The organism is Sphingopyxis sp. LARHCG72 (assembly GCF_052871675.1).
On the sequence record NZ_JBIXJU010000003.1, the window covers coordinates 470,408 to 493,229 of the forward strand.

At 65.5% G+C, this 22,822-nt stretch carries 23 protein-coding genes; 8 read left to right on the top strand and 15 right to left on the bottom strand.

Annotated elements, in window-relative coordinates:
• The first annotated feature begins 24 nt into the window (after positions 1-24).
• A complete protein-coding gene (locus ACIPPQ_RS09905) occupies positions 25-324 on the top strand; it encodes a hypothetical protein (protein WP_446543934.1) in 300 nt (99 codons plus the stop codon).
• Positions 325-326: 2 nt separating this feature from the next.
• On the opposite strand, the gene ACIPPQ_RS09910 is transcribed toward ACIPPQ_RS09905, so the two are convergent.
• Entirely contained in the window at positions 327-1,502 is a 1,176-nt protein-coding gene (locus ACIPPQ_RS09910; protein ID WP_446543935.1) for a GGDEF domain-containing protein, read from the bottom strand.
• 193 nt (positions 1,503-1,695) lie between these two features.
• Here ACIPPQ_RS09910 and ACIPPQ_RS09915 point away from each other — a divergent pair, with 193 nt between their 5' ends.
• From ACIPPQ_RS09915 to ACIPPQ_RS09930, 4 genes are read left to right on the top strand one after another with little or no spacing between them, the layout of a single operon-like run.
• Positions 1,696-2,907: a hydrolase gene (locus tag ACIPPQ_RS09915; RefSeq protein ID WP_446543936.1), complete on the top strand. Its 1,212-nt coding sequence runs from the start codon at positions 1,696-1,698 to the stop codon at positions 2,905-2,907.
• Positions 2,904-3,905, top strand: a complete 1,002-nt coding sequence (locus tag ACIPPQ_RS09920; protein ID WP_446543937.1) for an arginine N-succinyltransferase — start codon at positions 2,904-2,906, stop codon at positions 3,903-3,905. The genes ACIPPQ_RS09915 and ACIPPQ_RS09920 overlap by 4 nt, the downstream gene beginning before the upstream one ends.
• A 3-nt stretch (positions 3,906-3,908) precedes the next feature.
• On the top strand, positions 3,909-5,159 hold the full coding sequence (locus ACIPPQ_RS09925; RefSeq protein WP_446543938.1) for an N-succinylarginine dihydrolase: 1,251 nt from the start codon (positions 3,909-3,911) through the stop codon (positions 5,157-5,159).
• On the top strand, positions 5,156-5,827 hold the full coding sequence (locus tag ACIPPQ_RS09930) for a spermidine synthase (RefSeq protein ID WP_446543939.1): 672 nt from the start codon (positions 5,156-5,158) through the stop codon (positions 5,825-5,827). Before ACIPPQ_RS09925 ends, ACIPPQ_RS09930 begins: the two co-directional genes overlap by 4 nt.
• 46 nt (positions 5,828-5,873) lie before the next feature.
• Here the strand turns inward: ACIPPQ_RS09930 and ACIPPQ_RS09935 are convergent, their stop codons facing one another.
• Positions 5,874-6,347: a hypothetical protein gene (locus ACIPPQ_RS09935; protein ID WP_446543940.1), complete on the bottom strand. Its 474-nt coding sequence runs from the start codon at positions 6,345-6,347 to the stop codon at positions 5,874-5,876.
• 194 nt (positions 6,348-6,541) lie between these two features.
• Here ACIPPQ_RS09935 and ACIPPQ_RS09940 point away from each other — a divergent pair, with 194 nt between their 5' ends.
• Complete coding sequence (locus tag ACIPPQ_RS09940; protein WP_327457597.1) at positions 6,542-6,781, top strand: hypothetical protein; 240 nt, start codon at positions 6,542-6,544, stop codon at positions 6,779-6,781.
• Between the two features lie 48 nt (positions 6,782-6,829).
• Positions 6,830-7,582: an alpha/beta fold hydrolase gene (locus ACIPPQ_RS09945; protein ID WP_446543941.1), complete on the top strand. Its 753-nt coding sequence runs from the start codon at positions 6,830-6,832 to the stop codon at positions 7,580-7,582.
• On the opposite strand, the gene ACIPPQ_RS09950 is transcribed toward ACIPPQ_RS09945, so the two are convergent.
• Genes ACIPPQ_RS09950 through ACIPPQ_RS09960 form a run of 3 tightly spaced genes read right to left on the bottom strand, consistent with a single transcriptional unit; the run spans position 7,536 to position 11,741 of the window.
• Positions 7,536-8,573 carry an alpha/beta fold hydrolase gene (locus ACIPPQ_RS09950; RefSeq protein WP_446543942.1) on the bottom strand — a complete coding sequence of 346 codons (1,038 nt, stop codon included), beginning with the start codon at positions 8,571-8,573 and terminating at the stop codon, positions 7,536-7,538. The genes ACIPPQ_RS09945 and ACIPPQ_RS09950 overlap by 47 nt on opposite strands.
• A gap of 58 nt (positions 8,574-8,631) precedes the next feature.
• Positions 8,632-10,299, bottom strand: a complete 1,668-nt coding sequence (locus ACIPPQ_RS09955; protein WP_446543943.1) for an MFS transporter — start codon at positions 10,297-10,299, stop codon at positions 8,632-8,634.
• 59 nt (positions 10,300-10,358) lie between these two features.
• Positions 10,359-11,741 (bottom strand): DEAD/DEAH box helicase, encoded by a 1,383-nt coding sequence (locus ACIPPQ_RS09960; protein ID WP_446543944.1) that lies wholly within the window; start codon positions 11,739-11,741, stop codon positions 10,359-10,361.
• 307 nt (positions 11,742-12,048) lie between these two features.
• On the opposite strand from ACIPPQ_RS09960, the gene ACIPPQ_RS09965 reads away from it, so the two are divergent.
• The gene (locus ACIPPQ_RS09965; RefSeq protein WP_446543945.1) at positions 12,049-13,521 is read left to right on the top strand and encodes a glycerol kinase; all 1,473 of its coding nucleotides are present in this window, start codon (positions 12,049-12,051) and stop codon (positions 13,519-13,521) included.
• Positions 13,522-13,548: 27 nt separating this feature from the next.
• Here ACIPPQ_RS09965 and rpmE read toward each other — a convergent pair whose 3' ends face one another.
• The 10 genes from rpmE to pyrH form a co-directional block, all read right to left on the bottom strand.
• A complete protein-coding gene (gene rpmE, locus ACIPPQ_RS09970; RefSeq protein WP_327457609.1) occupies positions 13,549-13,776 on the bottom strand; it encodes a 50S ribosomal protein L31 in 228 nt (75 codons plus the stop codon).
• 119 nt (positions 13,777-13,895) lie between these two features.
• A complete protein-coding gene (gene fabZ, locus ACIPPQ_RS09975) occupies positions 13,896-14,375 on the bottom strand; it encodes a 3-hydroxyacyl-ACP dehydratase FabZ (protein WP_446543946.1) in 480 nt (159 codons plus the stop codon).
• Positions 14,376-14,380: 5 nt separating this feature from the next.
• Positions 14,381-15,049, bottom strand: coding sequence for an OmpH family outer membrane protein (locus ACIPPQ_RS09980; protein WP_446543947.1), 669 nt, complete (start codon positions 15,047-15,049; stop codon positions 14,381-14,383).
• Entirely contained in the window at positions 15,049-17,712 is a 2,664-nt protein-coding gene (gene bamA / locus ACIPPQ_RS09985; RefSeq protein ID WP_327457616.1) for an outer membrane protein assembly factor BamA, read from the bottom strand. Before bamA ends, ACIPPQ_RS09980 begins: the two co-directional genes overlap by 1 nt.
• Before the next feature lie 73 nt (positions 17,713-17,785).
• Positions 17,786-18,919 (bottom strand): RIP metalloprotease RseP, encoded by a 1,134-nt coding sequence (gene rseP, locus ACIPPQ_RS09990; protein WP_446543948.1) that lies wholly within the window; start codon positions 18,917-18,919, stop codon positions 17,786-17,788.
• Positions 18,912-20,078, bottom strand: a complete 1,167-nt coding sequence (locus ACIPPQ_RS09995) for a 1-deoxy-D-xylulose-5-phosphate reductoisomerase (RefSeq protein ID WP_446543949.1) — start codon at positions 20,076-20,078, stop codon at positions 18,912-18,914. Before ACIPPQ_RS09995 ends, rseP begins: the two co-directional genes overlap by 8 nt.
• A 1-nt stretch (position 20,079) precedes the next feature.
• A complete protein-coding gene (locus ACIPPQ_RS10000) occupies positions 20,080-20,757 on the bottom strand; it encodes a phosphatidate cytidylyltransferase (protein ID WP_446543950.1) in 678 nt (225 codons plus the stop codon).
• A gap of 3 nt (positions 20,758-20,760) precedes the next feature.
• Positions 20,761-21,453 carry a polyprenyl diphosphate synthase gene (gene uppS / locus ACIPPQ_RS10005; RefSeq protein ID WP_446543951.1) on the bottom strand — a complete coding sequence of 231 codons (693 nt, stop codon included), beginning with the start codon at positions 21,451-21,453 and terminating at the stop codon, positions 20,761-20,763.
• A 34-nt stretch (positions 21,454-21,487) separates the two neighbouring features.
• Complete coding sequence (frr, locus tag ACIPPQ_RS10010; protein WP_293646677.1) at positions 21,488-22,042, bottom strand: ribosome recycling factor; 555 nt, start codon at positions 22,040-22,042, stop codon at positions 21,488-21,490.
• Positions 22,043-22,095: 53 nt separating this feature from the next.
• On the bottom strand, positions 22,096-22,818 hold the full coding sequence (gene pyrH / locus ACIPPQ_RS10015) for a UMP kinase (RefSeq protein ID WP_446543952.1): 723 nt from the start codon (positions 22,816-22,818) through the stop codon (positions 22,096-22,098).
• Positions 22,819-22,822: the final 4 nt, after the last annotated feature.

The window sequence follows — 22,822 nt, forward strand, 5'->3', positions numbered from 1 at the left end:
TCTCTCCCCAACTGACCCGGAATCATGGACGATACACGACTGAAACTGATGGAAGCCATCGCCCGCAAACGGCTGGTGACGGCGCATTACAACGGCCAGGTGCTGACGCTCGCGCCGCACCTGCTCTTCGAGCGTCGCGGCGACCTGTTCATCAGCGCGCTGAACCTCAACAAGAGCTGGCGGTCCGACGAGGACCCGCGGCTCGGCCATTTCAAGCTCGATGGGCTGGCGTCGATCGAACTCAGCGAAGACGAGTTCGATCCCCTGCCCGGCTTCGAACCTGCGCCGCCGCGCGAGGAAGATACGCCGCTGCTCGCCGTCTGAGGTCAGGCGACGCCGAGCGCCGGGACCGGCGGCATTTCACCCAGCGCGACGCGAACCTGGTTCCGTCCACCTGCCTTGGCGCGATAGAGCGCGGCGTCAGCGCGGCGCGACAATTCGAAAAGCGAATTGTCCGACGTTCGCTGCGCGACGCCGAAGGATGCGGTAAAGCTGCGGTCAACGCCGAGCACCGGCAACCGCGCCGCGGCGAAAGCGGCGCGCACGGTCTCCGCGTAAAGCCGCCCGTCGGACAGCAGGGCATCGGGGAGCAGGACGGCGAACTCTTCGCCGCCGACGCGGCCGACGATCGCCTCCGCGGGCGCGGCTTCGACCAGCATCGCCGCAAAATGCGCGATCACGCCGTCGCCCGCGGCATGACCGAAACTGTCGTTGATATTCTTGAAATCGTCGAGATCAGCGGCGATCAGCACCGCGGCCCCCTCGCCGCGCATCAGCGCCAGTTCGGCGTGATGTTCGAAGCCCCGCCGGTTGAGCACGCTCGAAAGCGGGTCGGTTTCCGAACGCGCCACCATCTCTGCGGTCGTGTCGCGCATGATCACGAGCAGCATGACGAGCGCGATCGCCATGAGCGTCACGACGCTCCCGCTCTGCGAAATCGCGGCATAGGTCGTCGCCATATAGCCCTGCGGCGCGCTCGCCGTCCCGACCGCCGCCGCAATGAAGGGCTTGGCGACATAGATGGCCGCGGCGATCATCTGGAGCCCGATCAGCAAAACGTCCAGCGCCTGACGCCGGCCCGAGCGCCAGATCACGAGGCCGATCAGAAACTGCATCGCAAAATAGGGAAGCTGGTAGAACATCAGCCGCAGCGTCGAGCCATAGGTCATGCTGAAAATCACCGGCACGGCGAGGATCGTGAGAACCCAGATCGCCGCCATGGCGCCCCACGGCGGCTGCGCGCGATAATGGTGCGCGATACCGACCAGCGCAAAGCTGAGCGCGATCAGGAAGACCAGGAATATGCCGATGCCGACCGGGGTCGGATCGACCTGACGCGTCAGCAGGAATTCGAGCGCGACATAGATGATGCCCATGCCATAGCCAGCCGCAAGCCACCGCGCCCCGCGCGCGCCGCGGTTTGTCGCCGCAACCACCGCGAACGCCAGGGCAAAAATGCCGGCAACGGACATGTTGATGCCAAGCACAAAGGCGGCAGTCATCGGCTCACTCACTTATGGGTACGGCCAGCGTAGCGACACTGTTCCGAACTTTCGGTTAATGCATTGCGATTCGGTGCGATTCGATCGCCTCCTTACCGAAATGGGCGGCCAGCGGCAGTGACTTGTCGCACAGCGAAGACAAAAGTACCGGCTGGGGGTGCCAAAGCCCCTCACCGCTCGCTATAGCCACCCGATGGCCAGTCTGACCGCGACCGAAAATTCAGCGCTCGAACGCGCCGCCGATGCGCCGATGCTGCGCCAAGTCGAGCAATGGGCGGCGATCAACAGCGGCACCGGCAATCTGGCGGGACTGAAGACCGTCGCCGGGCATCTCGCCGACGCCTTTGCCGCACTGCCGGGCGAGGTGCGGCTGGTCGCGGCCGATCCGGTCGAAAGCGTCGACGGCGCGGGCCGCGTCAACACCATCCAGCGCGGCGACCATCTGCATGTGCGGGTGCGCCCCGAAGCGCCGGTGCAATTGCTGCTGACCGGCCATATGGACACGGTGTTCGCCGCCGATCATCCGTTCCAGACGCTGAAGTGGCTGGAGGACGGGGTGCTGAACGGCCCCGGCACCGCCGACATGAAGGCCGGGATTTCGGTGATCCTTGCGGCGCTTACCGCACTCGAGGCTTCCCCGCTCGCGGGCCGCATCGGTTACGACGTGATGATCAACAGCGACGAGGAAACCGGGAGCCAGGCGTCGGCGCGGCTGATCACCGAACTCGCGAAGGGCAAGACCTCGGCGCTCACCTACGAACCCGCGCTGCCCGACGGCACGCTCGCCGGAGCACGACCGGGCAGCGGCAATTTCTCGATCATCGTCCACGGCCGCGCGGCGCACGCCGGGCGCAATCCGCAGGAGGGGCGCAACGCGCTGCTCGCCGCCGCCGACCTCGCGCTGCGGCTCGGTGCGCTGAAATCCGACGTGCTGAAGGTCAATCCGGCGAAGATCGACGGTGGCGGTCCCAACAATATCGTGCCGGATCAGGCGATCCTGCGCGTCAATATGCGCCCGTCGACCCCCGATGCGATGGCAGCCGCCGAAGCCGCGATGCGCGATGCCGTCGCCGCGGTATCGCGCGAGCATGACGTCCATTGCCATGTCCACGGCGGCTTCAACCGCCCGCCCAAACCGCTCGACGCGGCAGCGACGCGCCTGTTCGAACTGGTGCGCGATTGCGGCGCCGCGCTTGGCCTGCCGCCCATCAGCTGGAACGCGACGGGCGGCGTGTGCGACGGCAACAATATCGCGGCGTGCGGGGTGCCGGTGGTCGACACGATGGGGCCGCGCGGCGGTGCGATCCATTCGTCGGACGAATTTCTGATCACGGGCAGCCTGCCCGAACGCGCGCAATTATCGGCACTCACCATGATAAGAATAGCGGAACGGGGGACTGTGTGAATTATGTGATCCGGGCGGCCAAACCGGGCGACCTGCAAAGCATTTACGAGATGGCGAAGCTGACCGGCGGGGGCTTCACCAACCTGCCCCCCGACAAGAAGGCACTGCGCGCCAAGTTGGAGCGCGCCGAAGCCGGCTTCGCGTCGGAAAAGGAATATCCCGGCGACGAACTGTACCTGATGGTGCTCGAGGATCTCGACAGCGGCGAAGTGCGCGGCACGTGCCAGATTTTCGGGCAGGTCGGCCAGCGCTGGCCCTTCTATTCCTATCGCATCGGCACCGACAGCAAGCATAGCGAACAACTCGGTCGCACGTTCCACGCGCAGGTGCTGATGCTCAGCAACGACCTCAACGGCGCGAGCGAGGTCGGCGGGCTGTTCCTTCATCCCGCGGCACGCGCCGGCGGACTCGGGCTGCTGCTCGCGCGCTCGCGTTACCTGTTCATCGCGCGCCACCGTGCACGTTTCGGCGACCGCATCCTCGCCGAGCTGCGCGGTGTAATCGACGAGGCGGGCGGCTCGCCCTTCTGGGACGGGGTTGCGGGCAAATTCTTCGGGATGAATTTCCAGGAAGCCGACCAGTTCAATGCGGTGCACGGCAACCAGTTCATCGCCGACCTGATGCCCAAGCATCCCGTCTATATCGCGATGCTGGGCGAGCATGCGCGCAGCGTTATCGGCGTCCCGCACCCGACCGGCCGCGCCGCGATGCGGATGCTGGAGAATGAGGGCTTCGCGTTCGAAAATTATGTCGACATCTTCGACGGCGGCCCGACGATGACCGCGCGCACCGATCAGGTCGCGAGCATTCGCGATGCGAAGCATGTCGAGGTGACGGGCATAGCCGAAGGCGGCGAGGACGCGCTGATCGCGACCGGCCGCCTCGCCGATTTCCGCTGCTGTTTCGGCAAGGTCGGCGCCGACGGCACGGTCGATGCCGAAACCGCGCGCATTCTCGGCGTCGGCAAGGGCGACGCGATCAGCTGGATCGGACGCTAGACCATGCTCACCGAAATCAATTTCGACGGAATCATCGGTCCGAGCCACAATTATGCCGGCCTCAGCCGCGGCAATATCGCCTCCGCAAGCAACGCGGGTGACGTGTCGCAGCCACGCGCCGCGGCGTTGCAGGGCATCGACAAGATGCGCCACAACCTGTCGCTCGGGCTGCCGCAGGGCTTCTTCATGCCGCTCGATCGCCCCGATGCGCCCTGGCTTGCAACGCTCGGCACGACGCCGGAGCAGGCGGAAGGACATCTCCGCGCGCAAGCCTGGTCGGCTTCGTCGATGTGGGCCGCGAACGCCGCGACCGTCTCCCCCGCCCCCGACAGCGCCGACGGCAAATGCCACCTGACCGTCGCGAACCTCGTCACCATGCCGCACCGCAGCCACGAATGGCCGGGCACGCTGGCGCAGCTTCGCCTCGCCTTCGCCAGCCCCGCTTTTGCGGTGCACGCCCCCATCCCCGCCCCTTTCGGCGACGAGGGCGCCGCCAACCATATGCGGCTGTGCAGCGGGCATGACGGCCAGGGCGTCGAAATCTTCGTCTATGGGTTAAGCGGCGGGCGCTTCCCAGCGCGCCAGCATCTCGACGCGTCGAAGGCGATCGCGCGCAACCACCGGCTCGATCCCGCGCGGACATTGTTCATCCGCCAGTCGGACACCGCGATCCAGGGCGGCGCGTTCCACAACGATGTCGTCGCGGTCGCGAACGAGCATGTGCTGTTCACCCACGAAACCGCCTTCGAGGACCGCGAGGCGGCGCACGCCGAAATTCGCGCCGCCTTCCCCGCGGTCGAGATCGTCGAAGTGCCCGCAAGCGCGGTGAGCCTGCCGGACGCGATCAAATCCTATCTGTTCAACGCCCAGCTCGTCAGCCTGCCCGACGGCGGCGGCATGGGGCTGGTGCTGCCGACCGAAGCGCAGGACACGCCCGCGGTGTGGAACTGGCTGGAGGCGCATGTCGCGGGCAATGGGCCGATCCGCCGCCTGCTGCCGGTCAATGTCCGCCAGTCGATGGCGAATGGCGGCGGCCCCGCGTGCCTGCGGCTGCGCGTCGTCGCCGACCCCGCGACGGTCGATCCGCGCTTCATCGCCGACGAAGCGAAGCTCGACCGCATCGCCGCCGTCGTGGCGCGCCATTGGCCCGAGGCGATCGCCCCCGGCGACCTCGCCTCGGCGGCGCTGGCAAACGACGTGCGGACGGCCCGCGCGGCGCTGCTCGAGACGCTCGACCTCGGCGAACTCGGTTGAAGATACGCGAACTGATCGGCACGGCGGAGGTCCCGGGCGGCGACGAACTGCGCCTGTACCGACGCGGCGACGATTTCATCATCGCGATCGATCGCAACGAATTGATGAGCAGCCGGATGAGCGGCTCCGAAGAAGCGCTCGCGACGATGACCTGCGACCGGCTGCGCAGCGCGAAGGGCGCCAGCCTGCTGATCGGCGGCTATGGCATGGGGTTTACCCTGCGCGCGGCACTGGCGACGCTCGGTCCCGACGCAAAAATTGCCGTCGCCGAGCTGGTGCCGGGCATCATCGAGTGGGCGCGCGGGCCAATGGCCGAACTGGCCGCAGGCTGTCTCGACGATCCGCGGGTCGAGCTGGTCCTCGGCGACGTGTCGAAGGCGATCGGCGCGGCGACGCGCCGCTATGATGCGATCCTGCTCGACGTCGACAATGGTCCCGATGGCCTGACACGCGAGGCCAATGAGGGGCTCTATTCCACGGCAGGCCTCGCGACGGCGAAGGCAGCGCTGCGCCCCGGCGGCATCCTCGCGATATGGTCGGCCGCCCCCGATGCCCGCTTTACCCGCCGGTTGGCGGCAGCGGGTTTTCAGGTCGAAGAGGTCGGCGTTCGCGCGCGCAGCAATGGCAAAGGCCCGCGGCACGTGATCTGGTTTGCCAGGACGGGTTAGTTGCGCGCCGCGCGGACGGCGGCTTCCGACCGATTGCGGACGTTCGCTATTTTTTATCAAGTGCCAAAATGTCGCGAGCGATCCTTGCCTCATCGCTCGGAATCTCAAATATGAACGCTGGCGAACAAGGTGCCTGAAGAACTGTTATTAGGTCAGCATTGTGATGCAATATTTCCGGCGTCGTAGCGTTAGCAGATCTCTCGGACCGTGGCGCGCGTAAGGCAGTCAGGAACGGGCCTTGGCCCATTTCGTCAGGCAGGGCAAAATTCGAGTTGTCCCACCTCGCTGTGAAGGTCTGCCCGACATCTCCGATCAGCGTCTCCTCAACTTGAACCGTAAATCTCGCATAATGTGCTTTGTTGCGGATCACCTCGTATCCCGAGATCCTGCCGACAACTACCAGATCGGCATTTTTTACGTCGGGGAGGTTCAACTCGTTGGTTACTCGGCATGCCAGAGCTGGTTGGCTCGCAAGCATCGTAACGACGGCCGCCACCGTCAACCCAACGCCCATCTGCATAAAAGTGCCCCTGAAAACCGCGCCTTCCGCGGCACGTTTATAGAATAGACAACTGATCGTTAATGTCCGCTTTCCGCCCCAAAAGCCGACGCCCCTTGCCTTGGCTTGTCGGATTAACTTACAGTTTACCATAAGCCCGGCGCGGCGAATCCCGCTTTTGCGCCGGTGGCACGGCTCTTGCTGGATAGATGGTGATGCTGAAAAAAATCGGACGCCTGTTCGTCATCAAGACCCGCCTCGAAGCGTGCCTCATCATCTATGCCCTCGCCGTCGGCGCGATGGCGCGCGGGGGTGCCTATCTGCATGAATATCCGGGGCTTGGCGGCAAGCTGCTGCTGATCGCGTGCAGCGGGTCGGTCTTCCTTGCCGGCGCCAAGATTTTCGATTGCCTCCGCTACGAACAGGCGGCAGCGGCCGCAAAGCAGCCGGGCTAGGCCCGCACGGCCTTTCGCGTGTCACCCAGATATGCGAAGGCAACTGCCATGAGCAGGATCAGCGGCCGCCCGGCCATCAGCACCGAGCATGTCTATGGCCTGAGCCTGCGCATCGCGCGCTGGCGCGAGGGGACGGCCGGCACACCGCTGTTGTTCCTCAACGGCATCGGCGCCGATATCGCCGCCGCGGCGCCGCTGCTCGCGCAAATCCACGACCGCGAGGTGTGGACGCTCGACATGCCGGGAGTCGGCGGTTCGCCCGACGCGCTGCTGCCCTATGGCGCGCCGACGATCGCGGCGGTGGTGATGGAGATTGCCGACCGGCTGGGTCACAAAAGCATCGATCTTGCGGGTTTCAGCTGGGGCGGCGCGCTGGCGCAGCAGATCGCGATCCAGTTTCCGGGGCGCGTCCGCCGGCTGGTGCTGATGGCGACCACCCCCGTCATGGGTGCCCCCGGGATCGGCTGGGCGGCGATGTTCGACGACGACATGCTGGCGAGCGGGCTCAAGATCCAGACTGCAACCCCGCTCGGCATCGCCTACCAGACCGCTGCCATGGCCGGGTGGACCAGCCTCGGCTTGCTGTCCGGGCTCAAGAACCTGCCGACGCTGGTCCTGATGGGCGAACGCGACGGCGTCATGCCCGCCTGTTTCGGCGAGATGCTGGCGGACCAGATCGACGGCGCGCTGCTGGAGCTGGTGCCGGGATCGCACCTCTTCCCCTTCACCCATGCCGCCGCCATTTCGTCGCGGATCAGCGCGTTTCTGGATCAACCGACGGCGGCACAAGCCGCCGCTTGAGGAAATCGGCGATCGCGGTGGCGGTCGCGTCGGGCGCTTCCTCCATCGGCAGATGGCCGATATCGGCGAGCAGCACGACTTCGGACCCCGCGATTCGCTCGTGAAAGGTCTGCGCCGCGCTGGGGTTGATCAGCCGGTCCCTGTCGCCGAACAGGATCAGCGTCGGCGCCTTGATTGCACCGACATGCGCCGCCATCGCAGGTTCGCGATCCATGCGCGCGCGCAGCACCGTCGCCTCGCGATTGCCGGGAAAGCGCAGCAGCTCCCAATAGCGATCGATCATCGCATCATCGACGATCGCCTGTTTCTCGAGCGACCCGCGCAGCGACTGTTCGACCAGCATCCGCGGCGTCACCCGCGTCGCGAGCCAGCGGCCGAAGGGATATTCGAGGACGCGGAAGCCGACGTTCGATTCGGGGCGCTTCTCCCCCTTGCGCAGCGGCATGCCCGCGGCGTCGATCAGCAGCAGCGCGTCGACGCGCGCCGGCTGCGCCAGCGCATAGCGCCACGCGACCCAGCCGCCCATCGAATTGCCGCCGAGGATAAAATGGTCGAGCCCGAGTTTCGCCGCGACCACGTCGACCGCGTCCATCATGCCGTCGGCGCCATAGTCACGGTCGGGCGTGGCCCCGGTCAGCCCGTGCCCGGGGAGGTCGAGCGTGACGATACGATATGTGCCGCCGAGCCGCTGCACGAGCGGTTCCCATGTCTGCAGGCTCGCGTTCGATCCGTGGAGCAGGATTATCGCGGGGCCATCGCGGCTTCCCTGATCGCGATAATGGATGCGCTGCCCCGCCGGCCCCGCGACAAACGCCGCGTTCGGCCCGCCATATTTCGCGATCATTTCGTCGCGATCGGTATCGGGGGTCAGGAGCAGCAGGAAACCGGCAACGAGCGCCAGCAGGATGCCGAGCGGAATCAGGACCCGCTTGCGCCGGAATATCGGACGCCGCGGCGGCGGCGGATCGAAATCTTCGTCGTCGACAATCATCACGCCCCCCTCAAGGCTGGGGTAACCCTAGCGGGCGGGCGCCGATCGTCAATGCGCGCTATTGATGGATCGACCGGCGGAAGGTTTCGGGCAGGAACAACAGGCCGACGACCAGCGTGATCACCGCGACGATCACGGGATACCAGAGGCCGTAATAGATATTGCCCGTCGCCGCGACCATCGCAAACGCCGTCGTCGGCAGGAAACCGCCGAACCAGCCGTTGCCGATATGATAGGGCAGCGACATTGCCGTGTAGCGGATGCGGGTGGGAAACAGCTCGACGAGCAGTGCGGCAATCGGGCCGTAGACCATCGTTACCAGCAGCACGAGGTAGAAGAGGATCGCCACGACGAGCGGCTTGTTGATCGCCGCCGGATCGGCCTTTGCCGGATAGCCCGCCTCCGCCAGCGCGCGTTCGAGATCCGAGCGGAAGGTGGCGATCGCGCCAGCGCGATCCTCTTCGGCCAGGCGCCAGGGATCGGGCGCGGCGAGGACGCGCGATCCGATGCGGACACGCGCGGGTTCGCCCGTCATGCGCTCGCGCGTGAACGCCGTGTAGTTCGCACCCGCCTTTGCCAGCGTCGACTTGATGATATCGCAACCGCTGCCTTCGAACTTGTTGCGCCCGATCGGGTCGAACTGGAACGAGCAGGCGCCAGGATCGGCGGCCATGATGACCGCAGCGTTCTGCTGCGCCTTGGCCATCGCGGGATTGGCCGCGCTGGTCAGCATCTGGAACGCAGGGAAATAGGTGATCGCGGCGAGCGCGCAGCCCGCGAGGATGATCGGCTTGCGCCCGACCTTGTCGCTGAGCCAGCCGAAGAAGATGAAAAAGGGCGTGCCGAGCGCAAGCGCGATGGCGATCAGGATGTTCGCGGTCGCGCCGTCGACCTTCAGCGTCTTTTCGAGGAAGAAGAGCGCGTAGAATTGCCCCGAATACCAGACGACCGCCTGCCCCGCGACCGCGCCGAACAGCGCAACGATCACCCATTTGAGGTTCTCCCAGCGGCCGAAGGCTTCGGTCAGCGGTGCCTTCGACGTCGTGCCCTCCTCCTTCATCTGCTTGAAGACCGGGCTTTCCTCGAGCTGGAGGCGGATCCACAGCGACACGCCGAGCAGGATCACCGAAATGAGGAAGGGAATGCGCCAGCCCCAGTCGGCAAACGCCGCCTCGCCCATCGCCGAGCGGATGACGATGACGACGCCAAGCGCCGCGAACAGGCCGAGCGTCGCGGTGGTCTGAATAAAGCTGGTGAACAGGCCGCGTTTGCCGTCGGGGGCATGTTCGGCGACATAAGTGGCGGCACCGCCATATTCGCCGCCGAGCGCGAGCCCCTGGACGAGGCGGAGCAGTACGAGGAGGATCGGCGCCGCGACGCCGATCGACGCATAGCTTGGAAGCACGCCCACGAGGAAGGTCGAGGCGCCCATCAGGCCCATGGTGACGAGGAAGGTGTTCTTGCGCCCGACAAGGTCGCCGATGCGCCCGAAGACGAGCGCGCCAAAGGGCCTTACCGCAAAGCCCGCGGCAAAGGCCCCGAGCGCGAAGATGAAACCGGTGGTTTCGTTGACGCCCGAGAAGAATTGCGCCGAGATGATCGTCGCGAGCAGGCCATAGAGGTAGAAATCATACCATTCGAACACCGTGCCGAGCGACGAGGCGAGGATGACCTTGCGTTCGCTCTGCCGGCTATCGATTGCCGCCGCGCCATCACCGTTCGTCATCCGCTACCCCTTCGCCCGTCATCTTGTGGGCGAAGGGTCTAGCGGATGGGCGGCAAGCGTCAACCGACGCGCTTCACCGCGCCCTTGTGCGCACCGACGCTCTTGTTGCGCGGGCGGAAACGGCGCTTGCGCTGACCTTCTGCGCCTTCGCCGGCAGGCGCGCCGTCGCGGCGCGGGCCGCGGTCGCCGCGCGGCTTGTTGCCGTCACGGCCGCGGAGCGCGTCTTCGCGCTGGCGCTGCGGGTTGCGGCCCTGGCTGCCAGTGTCGCGCGGCGGCTGCGCCGGCTTCGGCAGGTTCCGCACCAGCTCGGTGAAATTCTCGGGCAGCGGCATCGGTTCGGACTTTGACCGCGTGACGCGCTCGATATCGCGCATGTACGGACGCTCGTCGGGCGCGATGAAGCTGATCGCCTTGCCCTCGGCGCCGGCGCGCGCGGTGCGGCCGATGCGGTGGACATATTGTTCGGGAACGTTCGGGATCTCGAAGTTGATCACATGGCTGACGCCCGACACGTCGATACCGCGTGCGGCAATGTCGGTCGCGACGAGCAGCTTGATGTCGCCCGAGCGGAACGCCTGCAGCGCATGGGTGCGCTGCGACTGGCTCTTGTTACCGTGGATCGCCATCGCCTTGATGCCCGCGCCGGCAAGGTGGCGCACGACGCGGTCGGCGCCATGCTTGGTGCGGGTAAAAATCAGCGCGCGGTCGATATCTTCGCTGGCGATGACCGAATGGAGCAGCGCCTGCTTTTCCTTCTGTTCGACGAAGGTCGAATATTGGCTGATCTTTTCGACCGTGGTCGCCGCCGGCGTGACCGACACGGTCACCGGATCCTCGAGGAACTGTTCGGCCAGATGCGCAATTTCCTTCGGCATCGTCGCCGAGAAGAAAAGGTTCTGACGGCGCGACGGCAGCAGCTTGGCGATGCGGCGCAGCGAGTGGATGAAGCCCATGTCCATCATCTGGTCGGCTTCATCGAGGACGAAGATTTCGACGTCGTCGAGGCGCAGCGCGCGCTGGTCGATCAGGTCGAGCAGACGGCCCGGCGTGGCGACGAGGATTTCGACGCCCTGTGCAAGGTCGCGGATCTGCTTGTTGATCGGCACGCCGCCAAAGACGGTCGAGACGCGCAGTTTGGTGAAACGGCCGTAATCGCGGCAGCTCTGCGCGATCTGCGCCGCGAGCTCGCGCGTCGGCGCGAGCACGAGCATCCGGCAGCTGCGCGGGTTGGTCTTGTGCGGATAGGTGATCAGGTGGTGGATCGAGGGCAGCGAGAAGCCGGCGGTCTTGCCGGTTCCGGTCTGCGCGATGCCGCACAGGTCGCGGCCCTTCATCAGCGGCGGGATCGCCTGCGTCTGGATCGGGGTCGGCTGGGTATAATCCTTGGCGGCAAGCGCGCGATTGATGTCGGCGTGCAGGCCAAAGTCATTAAAAGTCGTCATAAAATACTCACAAAGGGCGACGCGCACAGCGTCCGTTCGCATCGAACGGACGGCGCACGGCCGCGGGTTCGAAACGACCCGCGTGAAAGGGTGCCTCTGAGGACAAAGCGCTGGTCCGGCTCGCCCGCGCCTGAAAATGGGCGGGAAATCACGCTGCCGGTGGTTGCGGCGGGTCGTCCCGCCATGCTGCGCTGCACAATATATGGCATAGTGCCCGCAATTTTGCAAGGCGATTACGAATGTTCGTGTCGCGCGCCTTGTCGAGGCGCCGTTCTTTCTGCATCAAAAGCAAAAGAGGGAGAGCGATATGGCCGAGAAGATCATCGTCATCGACGAGGGCACAACCTCGACCCGCACGATGCTCTTCGAAGCCGACGGCACGCCGCTGGGCAGCGCGCAGCGCGAGATTCGCCAACATTATCCGGGACCGGGACTGGTCGAGCATGACGCCGCAGAAATCTGGGCTGCCACCCTCGCCTGCACGCGCGATATGGTCGAACAGGCGGGCGGCGCGCATCAGGTGGCGGCGATCGGCATCACCAACCAGCGCGAAACGGTGGTGTTCTGGGACCGCAAGACGGGCGAGCCGCTGGCGCCCGCCATCGTCTGGCAGGATCGCCGCACCGCCGCCGATTGCGCCGCGCTGAAGGAGGCGGGGCATGAGGCGATGGTGCAGGCCCGTAGCGGGCTGCTGCTCGATCCCTATTTTTCGGGGAGCAAGATCGGCTGGGCGCTGAACCACTGGCCGCAACTTCGCGAGGCAGGAGATCGGCTCGCGGTCGGGACGATCGAATCCTATCTCGTCTATCGACTGACCGGCGGTGTCCATGTCACCGACGCCACCAACGCGTCGCGCACCTCGCTGATGGACATCAACGGCGCCGGCGGCTGGGATGGCGAACTCTGTGACCTGCTCGGCGTGCCCGTGGCGCTGCTTCCCGAAATCACCGGCTGTACGGCCACCGTCGGCGTAGCCGAACCCGCACTGTTCGGGAGCCCGATCCCGATCTGCGGCATGGCGGGCGATCAGCAGGCCGCAACGATCGGTCAGGCCTGCCTGTCCCCGGGACAGACCAAGGCGACCTTCGGCACCGGCGCGTTCATCCTGTCGGCGAGCGGTACCACCCGGCCGGTATCGGCGAACCGCCTGCTCGCAACTATACTCGTGCAGGAGGGCGATGTGCGCTCCTACGCGCTCGAAGGGTCGGTATTCGTCGCGGGCAGCCTGATCAAATGGCTACGCGACGGGCTCGGCCTGCTTGCGAGCGCGGGCGAGAGCGAGGGGCTGGCGCGGTCAGTCGCCGACAATGGCGGCGTCTATCTGGTCCCTGCCCTCACCGGGCTCGGCGCGCCGCACTGGCGGCCTGATGCGCTGGCCGCGCTGTCGGGGCTCAGTTTCGCGAGCACCAAGGCGCATGTCGCCCGTGCCGCGCTCGAGGCACAGGCCTATCAGGCGCACGATCTGAAATCGGCGTTCGCTGCCGATGGTGTCGATTGGGCCGAAGTGCGTATCGACGGGGGCATGGCGGCGAACGACTGGATGGCGCAGGATCTGGCCGACATGCTGGACCTGGTGGTCGAACGGCCGGGGTTCGTCGAAAGCACGGCACTGGGCGCCGCGATGCTCGCGGCGACGGGCGCGGGGCTGTACCCCGACCTCGCAAGCGCTGCCGCGACGATGCGCGGTACCGCGACGCGCTTCACGCCCGCGCTGGCTGCCGGAAAACGCAAAACGCGCCTTGCCGGCTGGCAAAGCGCGCTTGCAAAGGTTCTGGGCTGACCCCCGCTTTCGCAGGGGCAGACGCCATTAACGCTTGAGCGAGAGACCGCCGAAACGCTTGTTGAACTTCGCGACCTGGCCGCCCGCGTCGAGCATACGGCCCGTGCCGCCGGTCCACGCCGGGTGCGCGGTGGGGTCGATTTCGAGCGTCATCGTGTCGCCCTCTTTGCCCCAGGTCGAGCGCGTCTGATATTCGGTACCATCGGTCATCTTGACCGTGATCATGTGGTACGCGGGGTGGATATCTTTTTTCATGTCATGGGCTCCTGTGCTGCTGGTTACCGACCAGCTAGCTGTGAGTCTGTGCTTTCCCCTCTATGGGGCTCGCGAAGCGGTGGCCCCTAACGGTGAATGGCTGATTTTGCAAGCCTTGCTTAGTCGCTCGGCGGATCGGCGATCATCGCGGTGAACTGGCATTCCGCGGCAAGGGCGTCGCCGAGCATCGCCCGTCCCTCGAACTTGCAGATGTTCCGCTTGGCCTGGACGATCGTGACGTGGAGGTCGAGCAGGACGCCGGGTTCGACGGGCTTGCGGAACTTCACGCCGTCGATCGCCATGAAATAGACGAGCTTGCCCGAGCCGCCGAGGCCGAGCGATTCGACCGCCAGGATGCCGCCGGCCTGCGCCAGCGCCTCGACGATGAGGACGCCGGGCATGATCGGCCGGCCGGGGAAATGCCCCTGAAAGAAGGGCTCGTTGATCGTCACCGCCTTGACCGCGTGGATCGAGGTGTCCTTCACCATCGATTCCACCCGGTCGACGAGCAGCATCGGATAACGGTGCGGCAACAGCGTCAGGATCCGGCGGATATCCACCGGTCCCATCGTGCCGTCCGGCTTTTCCCCGTCCGTCATCGGACTTAGCGGGTCGTCGGTGCGGTGCCGGTCGGTGCCGGAGCAGCGGGTGCGGCGGCCGGCTGAGCCGCGCGCGCTGCCTGCAGCAGCTGGCCCGGACGATAGCCGGCGGGTGCCGCGATCGACACCGACGGGACAAGGCGGTTGATCTCCGCGACCACCGCGGCGGTGATGTCGGTATTGTTTTCACGCGCGATCACGGCTTCGGGCGTCAGCAGCAAATCGATCTTGCGCGCGGTCATCGCCGCCTTCACTGCGTCGTTGAGACGAAGCTGGACTTGCTCCTGCGCATAGGCAGCGGCCAGTTCGATGGGCTCGCCGATCTTGCTGAGTTCGGCCTGCGCCGAGGTGCGCTTGTCCTGCAGCGCCTTGCCGGCCGCCTGGATGGCGGTCTGGTTCTGCGGCGACCGCTTCACTTCCTCATTATATTTGGCGACCAGGACATTGAGTTCGGCCTGCAGCGTCTGCTCGCGCGTTCCCTGCTGATCCAGCTGTGCCTTGTAGGTCGTCTGGATCTGCTGGCCGGCGGTGTTCATCGCGCTCGACTGGCGAATCGCGCCTTCGAGATCGGCGACGGCAATTGCCTTCGCCTGCGCCGCGGCCGGCGCGGCGAGCATGGGCGAAACCGACAGCGCGGCAATGGCAAGCGCCGAAGCAGTGAGAATTTTCTTCATCAGAATTGGGTTCCTACGTTGAATGAGAAGCGTTTGGTATCATCGCCCTCTTCTTTGCGAAGGGCGTAAGCGAAGTCGATCCGGAAGGGACCGAAGGGAGAATTCCAGTTGACCCCGGCGCCGATCGAAACGCGCGGCATCCAGGTGTCGCCAAAGAAGCGTTCCTCGAAGGGTGCCAGCGAGGAGAAGCCATTCGCGGTGTCGCAGGTCGTGAAATCACCCGATGGCGTGCCGTCGGGGTTGGGCGTGTTGGTCGCAAAGGTCTTCACGCCCGTGGTGGCATTGCGGCACAGGAATTTGGTAAACCCGTCGGCCGGATCGCGGAAATCGGCGAGCGTCGTCAGCGTCGGACGCTTGACGCTGAACACCGAACCGACGTCGACGAAGACCGACGGCCGGAGCCCCATTTCCTTCGCGCCGCTGCCCAGCGGAATATCGAGTTCCAGACGGCCCTGATAATAAGCGCGGCCGCCGAGCGCGTCGTCGATCTGCCCGCGATTGTCGTTCGACGTATCGACGACCGGATTGGTCGGATCATAGGTGACACCATAGCGGATCACGCGCGGGCCGACGCCGCGAATGTCAAAACCGCGCATCTGCGGTTCGCCGAGGAAGAAGCGGTCGGTCAGGCGAACCTTGTCGCTGGTCGGGGTCGGCCGTCCGCCGAACGGATAGATATAGCCGCCCTCGGCCGACAGGTTGAGGATGAAGCGGCTGCCGAGATTGAAGTGCTTCGACGCATTGGCGCGCGTCCGGACATATTTGACGCTGCCGCCGAGGCCCGCGAAATCCTGGCTGAGCGACAGCGACTGGCCGCGGGTCGGGCGCAGGCGGTTGTCGCGGTCGTCATAAGCGAGCGTGTAGCCGAGTAGCGAGGTCGTCCGCGTGCCGATCGCATCGCAGAGGTAACGGCCCGCGACGAGCGGATCGCACTCGTTCCCGAAATAATAGATCCCCTTGTCGAGCGTCACATCGTCGAAGTTGATGCTGTAGCGCGCGAAGAAGGACATGAATTCGGTCAGCGGCACGCCGGCGTTGATCTGCGCGCCGGTCGTGACCTGCTGGAACGTCGTCCGGCGGTCGTTGTTGATGAAGTTGAACGAGTTCAAATCGCGGCGATAGATGCTGCCGCCGATCGAGATATTGCGGTCGAACAGATAGGGTTCGGTAAAGCCGAGTTCGACCGACTTCGAATAGCTCGAATAGTTGACCGAGGCCTGGAGCTGCTGGCCGAGGCCGCGGAAGTTGCGCTGACGGATCGAGGCCTGGAGCAGGAAATTCTCGATCGACGAGAAGCCGGCCGACAGCGACAGTTCGCCGGTCGGCTTTTCCTCGACATTGGTTTCGAGGATGATGCGGTCGGGCGCGCTGCCTTCCTTGCGCTCGATTTCCAGATTTTCCTGGAAATAGCCCAAGCTATTGATGCGGTTCTCGGTGCGCTTGATACCGAAGCTGTTGAAGGCGTCGCCTTCGTTCAGGCGGAATTCGCGGCGGACCACCTTGTCGTGCGTCAGCGTGTTGCCGTTGACGTCGATGCGCTCGACATAAGTACGCGGGCTTTCGCCGACGTTGAAGGTGATCGCCATCGTCTTGGTTTCGGGATCGCGGCGGAATTCGGGGTTGATGTCGGCAAAGGCATAGCCGAACAGCCCGGCGGTCTCGCTGAGGCTTTCGACCGTGTCCTCGACCAGCTTCGCATCATACCAGTCGCCGGTGTGCATCGGCAGCAGCTTCTTCAGCATTTCGGGCTGGAAGTCGCGGATCTCGCTCTTCACGTCGACGTCGCCGAACTTATAGCGTTCGCCTTCCTCGACCACATAGGTGATGATGAAGTCCTGCTTGTTGCTCGTCAGCTCCGCCACCGCCGAGATGACGCGGAAATCGGCGTAACCGTTGGTGAGGTAGAAGAGGCGCAATTTCTGCTGGTCATAAGCGAGGCGATCGGGGTCGTAGCTGGTGTTCGACGACAGGATCGTCATCAGGCTCGACTGCTTCGTCGCCATCTCGTCCTTGAGGTCGCCGTCGCTGAACTTCTCGTTGCCGATGATGTTGATCTGGCGGACCTTCGACTTCGGTCCTTCGTTGATCTCGAACACCACGTCGACGCGGTTCTGGTCGAGCGACACCATCTTGGGCTCGACGGTCGCGGCGAAGCGGCCCTGCCGCTTGTAGAGTTCGATAATACGCGCGACGTCGGCGCGGACCTTCGAGCGGGTGAATATCTGGCGCGGCGCCAGCTTGATCTCGGGCCGGATCTTGTCTTCCTTGAGGCGCTTGTTGCCTTCGAGGATGACGCGGTTGATCACCGGGTTCTCGGTCACCTGGATCGTCAGCGCACCGGCGTTGTCGGTGATCTGGAAATCCTTGAACAATTCGGTCGCGGCGAGGTCCTTCAGCGCCTGGTCGAGCACCGAACGATCATATTGCTGACCGACGCGCAGCCGCAGGTACGACAGGATCGTCTGCGCTTCGAGCCGCTGGTTGCCGACGACGGTGATCGACTGGACAGTCGTCGCGGTCGGCGCCGCTTCGGGAGCGGGCGCGGGGACGGTCGGCGGCGCCACTTGCTGCGCCATCGCCGGCGCCGCGAGCATCGTACCTGCCATGAGGAGGGCCGACAGCTGTGTCCGCGCCGAGAATTTGTGTGAAGCCACGCTGTTCATCCCGAAAAAATAACTCGAAAGCGACAAACCCGCCTGACCGCAGGTTCGCGCGCAACTCCCTGCCCCAGACTCGCTAGCCAATCAAGCGCGCGATCCGGTCCCACAGGCCCAATGAGGCCAAATCGTTGAAAGTTACGACCAGCATCAGCGTGACAACCGCCGCAAAGCCGAACCGAAACGCCCATTCCTGCACCTGCAGCGGCGCGGGGCGCCGGCGGATCGCTTCATAGGCATAAAATAGCAAATGGCCACCATCGAGCATCGGCAATGGCAAGAGGTTGATGAACCCCAGATTGATGGAAATCAGCGCGATGAAGAATATCAGCGACGCAAGGCCGAGCGTCGCGGCCTGCCCCGAAACCTCGGCGATCTTGACCGGGCCGTTCATGTCCTTGATCGACCGGCGCCCGGTCAGGAACTGGCCCAGCACCTCGCCCGTCTGCCGGACGATCTGCCAGGTCTGGTGCAGCCCGACAGCGGGCGCTTCGAGCAGCGACACCGGCTGCAACTGCGGCGCCGGCGGCGCGAGGCCGATGATCGCGCGCTCATATTCCTTGCCGAACGGGTCCTTCTCGGTGACCAGCCGCGGGGTCAGCTCGACGGTGCGCTCGCTTCCGGAGCGGAGGACGCGCACCTGCATCGCCTCGCCCGGGCGATGCGCGACCGCCATCGGGATGTCGCCGAAGGTCTCTATCGGCCGCCCGTCGATCGTGACGATCCGGTCGCCGATGCGCAGACCGGCAGCGGCCGCCGCCGATCCGGCCTCGATCCCGCCCGCGACGGGCGGCGTCACCGGCTTGCCGCCGGCCCAGGCGAAGCCCGCGAGGATCAGGATCGCGAACAGGAAATTGGTGACGGGGCCCGCAGCGACGATCAACGAGCGCTTCCACACCGGCTGCGCCGGGAACGTGTGCGACTTTTCCGCGGCCGGCAGTTGGTGCCAGGTCGCGTCGGGCTGGCTGACCGCGTCGCGGTCGCCCGCGAACTGCACATAGCCGCCGAGCGGCAGCCAGCCGATCTTCCATTCGGTGCCGCGCTTGTCCCTCCATCCGAGGATCTTGCGCCCGAAACCGATCGAGAAGGTGTCGGCCTTCACCCCGCACCAGCGCCCGACGATGTAATGGCCATATTCGTGCACGAACACGAGCGGACCGAGCACGAGCAGGAAGGCGAGGACGGTAAAAGCGAAACCCGGGGTCTCAAGCATGTTCAAATTGGTCCACAAAATATTGGGCAGCCGCGCGGGATGCGGCATCGACGCTGAATATGTCCTGAAGCGAGGCGGGGACCGCAGGGGCCGCCGCATCGATCACCCGGCGCACCGTATCGACGATCGCGGGAAAGGAAATCCGTCCGCCAAGGAAAGCGGCGACCGCCACCTCGTTCGCGGCGTTGAGCTGCGCGGGGCGCGCGCCGCCCTCGGCGATCGCGGCGCGGCAGAGCGCGGTCGCGGGAAAGCGCACTTCGTCGGGCGCCTCGAAATCGAGCCGCGCGATGGTCGCGAGGTCGAGCGGCGCGCACGGCGTCGCCATCCGTTGCGGCCAGGCGAGCGCGCTGCTGATCGGGATGCGCATGTCGGGTGAGCCAAGCTGCGCCAGCGTCGAGCAGTCGATATATTCGACGAGGCTGTGGATTACCGATTGCGGGTGGACGAGGATTTCGATCCGCTCGAGCCCGACCGGGAACAGGTGATGCGCCTCGATCAGCTCGAGGCCCTTGTTCATCATCGTCGCCGAATCGACGCTGATTTTCGCACCCATCGACCAGTTCGGGTGCGCCACCGCCTGCGCCGGGGTCACGAGGGCCATGTCGGCGGCGCTCATCGTGCGGAACGGGCCGCCGCTCGCGGTCAGGATGATGCGGCGCACCTGGTCGATCCGCCCGCCCGCGAGGCACTGGAAGATCGCATTATGCTCGCTGTCGACGGGCAGGATCGTCGCGCCCGAGTTGCGGGCCGCGGCGGTCATCAACTCGCCGGAAGATACGAGCGCCTCCTTGTTGGCGAGCGCGACGTCGGTTCCGGCTTCGAGCGCCGCCATCGTCGGCGCCAGCCCCGCGATCCCGACGATCGCAGCCATCACGAGATCGGCCGGACGCCTTGCCGCCTCGACCAGCGCATCGGCGCCCGCCGCGGCTTCGATCCCCGTACCCGCAAGCGCCTCCTTGAGCGCACCGTAAAGCGCCTCGTCGGCGACCACAGCGATGTCGGGGCGGAATTCCTTCGCGAGCTTCGCCAGTTCGGCGACGTCGCTGTTGGCGGTCAGCACCCCGACCGCCCACGCCTCTCCGTCGCGCCGCACGAGGTCGAGGGTCGATTGCCCGACCGATCCCGTCGCACCGAACAGCGAGAGGCGGCGGCGCGTCATGTCAGGCCGCCGCCCGCACGGCGATCTGTCCCGCAAACGCCAGCGCGCCGAGCAGCAGCGCCACCGGCAGCACGCCGTCGACGCGGTCGAACAGGCCGCCATGGCCTGGAATGAGCTTGCCCGAATCCTTTACCCCCGCGCGGCGCTTCATCCAGCTTTGGGCGAGGTCGCCGAGCTGCGCGAGCAGCCCCATGAACAGGCCGATCCACAAGGGCACGCCGACGATGCCCGCGCGGTCGCCGATGGTGGCGCTGGCGATCAGCGCGGCGACCATGCCGCCGATCAGCCCCGACCAGGTCTTCGACGGGCTGATTTTCGGCGCGAGGCGCGCGCCCCCAAAGGCGCGGCCCGCGAAATAGGCGCCGATATCGGTCGCCCAGACCATGCCGAAGACCCAGAGCGCGGCGGTGACGCCCAGATGGTCGCGAATGAACCACAGCCCCGCCATCGCGCCGAGGACGAGGACCGGGCCGAGGATATTGAGCGCGGTCTTGGCCCCGCCGCCCAGCGTCATCCGCTTTACCAGCTGGAACCATTCGACGAGGACGAGCGCACCGCCGACGAGGAGCAACAGGCCGAAGGCGATGCCGCCGAACCAGAGCGCGGTGCCCGCGATCGCGAACAGGATGATCGCCGAACCAATCCGTACCCAAAGATCCGATTTACCCGCTGCCGCCATGCCCTAAAGTCCCCCGTATCGGCGGTCGCGCCGCGCAAAATGGTCGAGCGCTGCTTTCAGATCGGCCGGTTTGAAATCGGGCCACAGCTTGTCGGTGAAATAGAGTTCGGCATAGGCCGACTGCCAGAGCAGGAAATTCGACAGCCGCACTTCGCCCGACGTGCGGATCAGCAGGTCGAGCGGCGGCATGTCCGCTGTATCGAGGTTCGCCTCGATCGCATCGGCCGTGATCTCGCCCGATGCAGCCGCAGCGGTCGCCGCGCGCACCAACTCGTCCTGCGCGCCATAGTTGAGCGCGACCGCGAGCGTCGTGCGCTTGTTGCCCGAGGTGCGAGTCAGTGCATTTTCGATCAGCGCGACGACATCGGGCGCGAGCGCCCGCCAGTTGCCAATGACTTTCAGCTTCACATCGTTCGCGGCGAATTCGTCGAGGTCAGACAGGATGAAGCGCTTCATCAGCCCCATCAGGTCGCTGACCTCTTCCTCGGGCCGTTTCCAGTTTTCGGAACTGAAGGCGTAGAGCGTCATCGCCTCGATGCCGAGGTCGCCCGCCGCGCGCACGATGGTGCGCACCGCCTCGACCCCGGCCTTGTGCCCGGCGACGCGGGGCAGCAGGCGCTTCTTGGCCCAACGGCCATTGCCGTCCATGATGATGGCGACATGGCGTGCGCCGTGGCTGGCGGCTGGTGTCGTCATAATCTGCACAGGGTCCCGGAAACCGACCGATCCACTAGCCCAGGATTTCCTTTTCCTTGGCGGTCGCGGCGGCGTCGATTTCGGCGATCGTCGCGTCGGTCAGCTTCTGGACCTCGGTTTCCGACCGCTTGCGATCGTCCTCGCTGATTTCCTTCTTGTTCTCGTCGGCCTTGAGATTGTCCATGCCGTCACGGCGGACGTTGCGGACCGCGACGCGTGCCTTTTCGGCATATTGGCCGGCGAGCTTCGAAAGTTCCTTGCGGCGCTCCTGCGTCATTTCGGGGATCGGCAGGCGCAGCATCTGGCCGTCGACGATCGGGTTGAGGCCGAGGCCGGCGGAACGGATCGCCTTGTCGACGGGGCCGACGTTCGACTTGTCCCACACCTGCACCGACAGCATCCGCGGCTCGGGAGCGCTGACCGAGGCGACCTGGTTAAGCGGCATGTGGCTGCCATAGACCTCGACCGTCACCGGATCGAGCAGCGCGGTGTGCGCGCGACCGGTGCGCAGGCCCGCGAGGTCGCTCTTCAGCGATTCGACCGCGCCGTGCATGCGGCGCTCAAGGTCGGCCTTGTCATATTTCGCCATCTGTCTTTCCTCTCTTGATTGCTCAGGCCGCAGCGTCGCCGGGCGTGTTTTCGTCAGTCGGCATCGCCGACGATGGTGGAAACGCCCTCGCCCGCCAGCACGCGCGCCAGATTGCCGGGTTCGCGGATGTTGAACACGACGATCGGAATATGGTTGTCGCGGCAGAGCGCCACCGCGCTCGCGTCCATCACCTTCAGATTGTCGGCGAGCACGCGGTCATAGCTCAGCGTGTCGTAACGGACCGCGTTCGGGTCCTTCTTCGGATCGGCGTTATAGACGCCGTCGACGCTGGTACCTTTCAGCAGCGCGTCGCATTTCATTTCGGCGGCGCGGAGCGCAGCCCCGCTGTCGGTCGTAAAATAGGGCGCACCGACACCCGCGGCAAAGATCACCACGCGGCCCTTTTCCATATGGCGCTCGGCGCGGCGGCGGATAACGGGCTCGCACACCTTGTCCATCTCGATCGCCGACTGGACCCGCGTTTCGACGCCAAGCTGTTCGAGTGCATTCTGCATCGCCAGCGCGTTCATCACGGTCGCGAGCATGCCCATATAGTCGGCCTGCGCGCGGTCCATGCCCTTGGCGGCGCCCGCCATACCGCGAAAGATATTGCCGCCACCGATGACGAGGCAGATTTCAAGCCCGCGCCCCTTCGCTTCCTTGACCTCGGCCGCCATGCTCGCGACCGTTTCGGGGTCGATGCCAAAGGGGCTGGAGCCCATCAACGCCTCGCCCGACAGTTTCAGCAAAATGCGTTTCATGCCGGGCAGAGCCATAGTT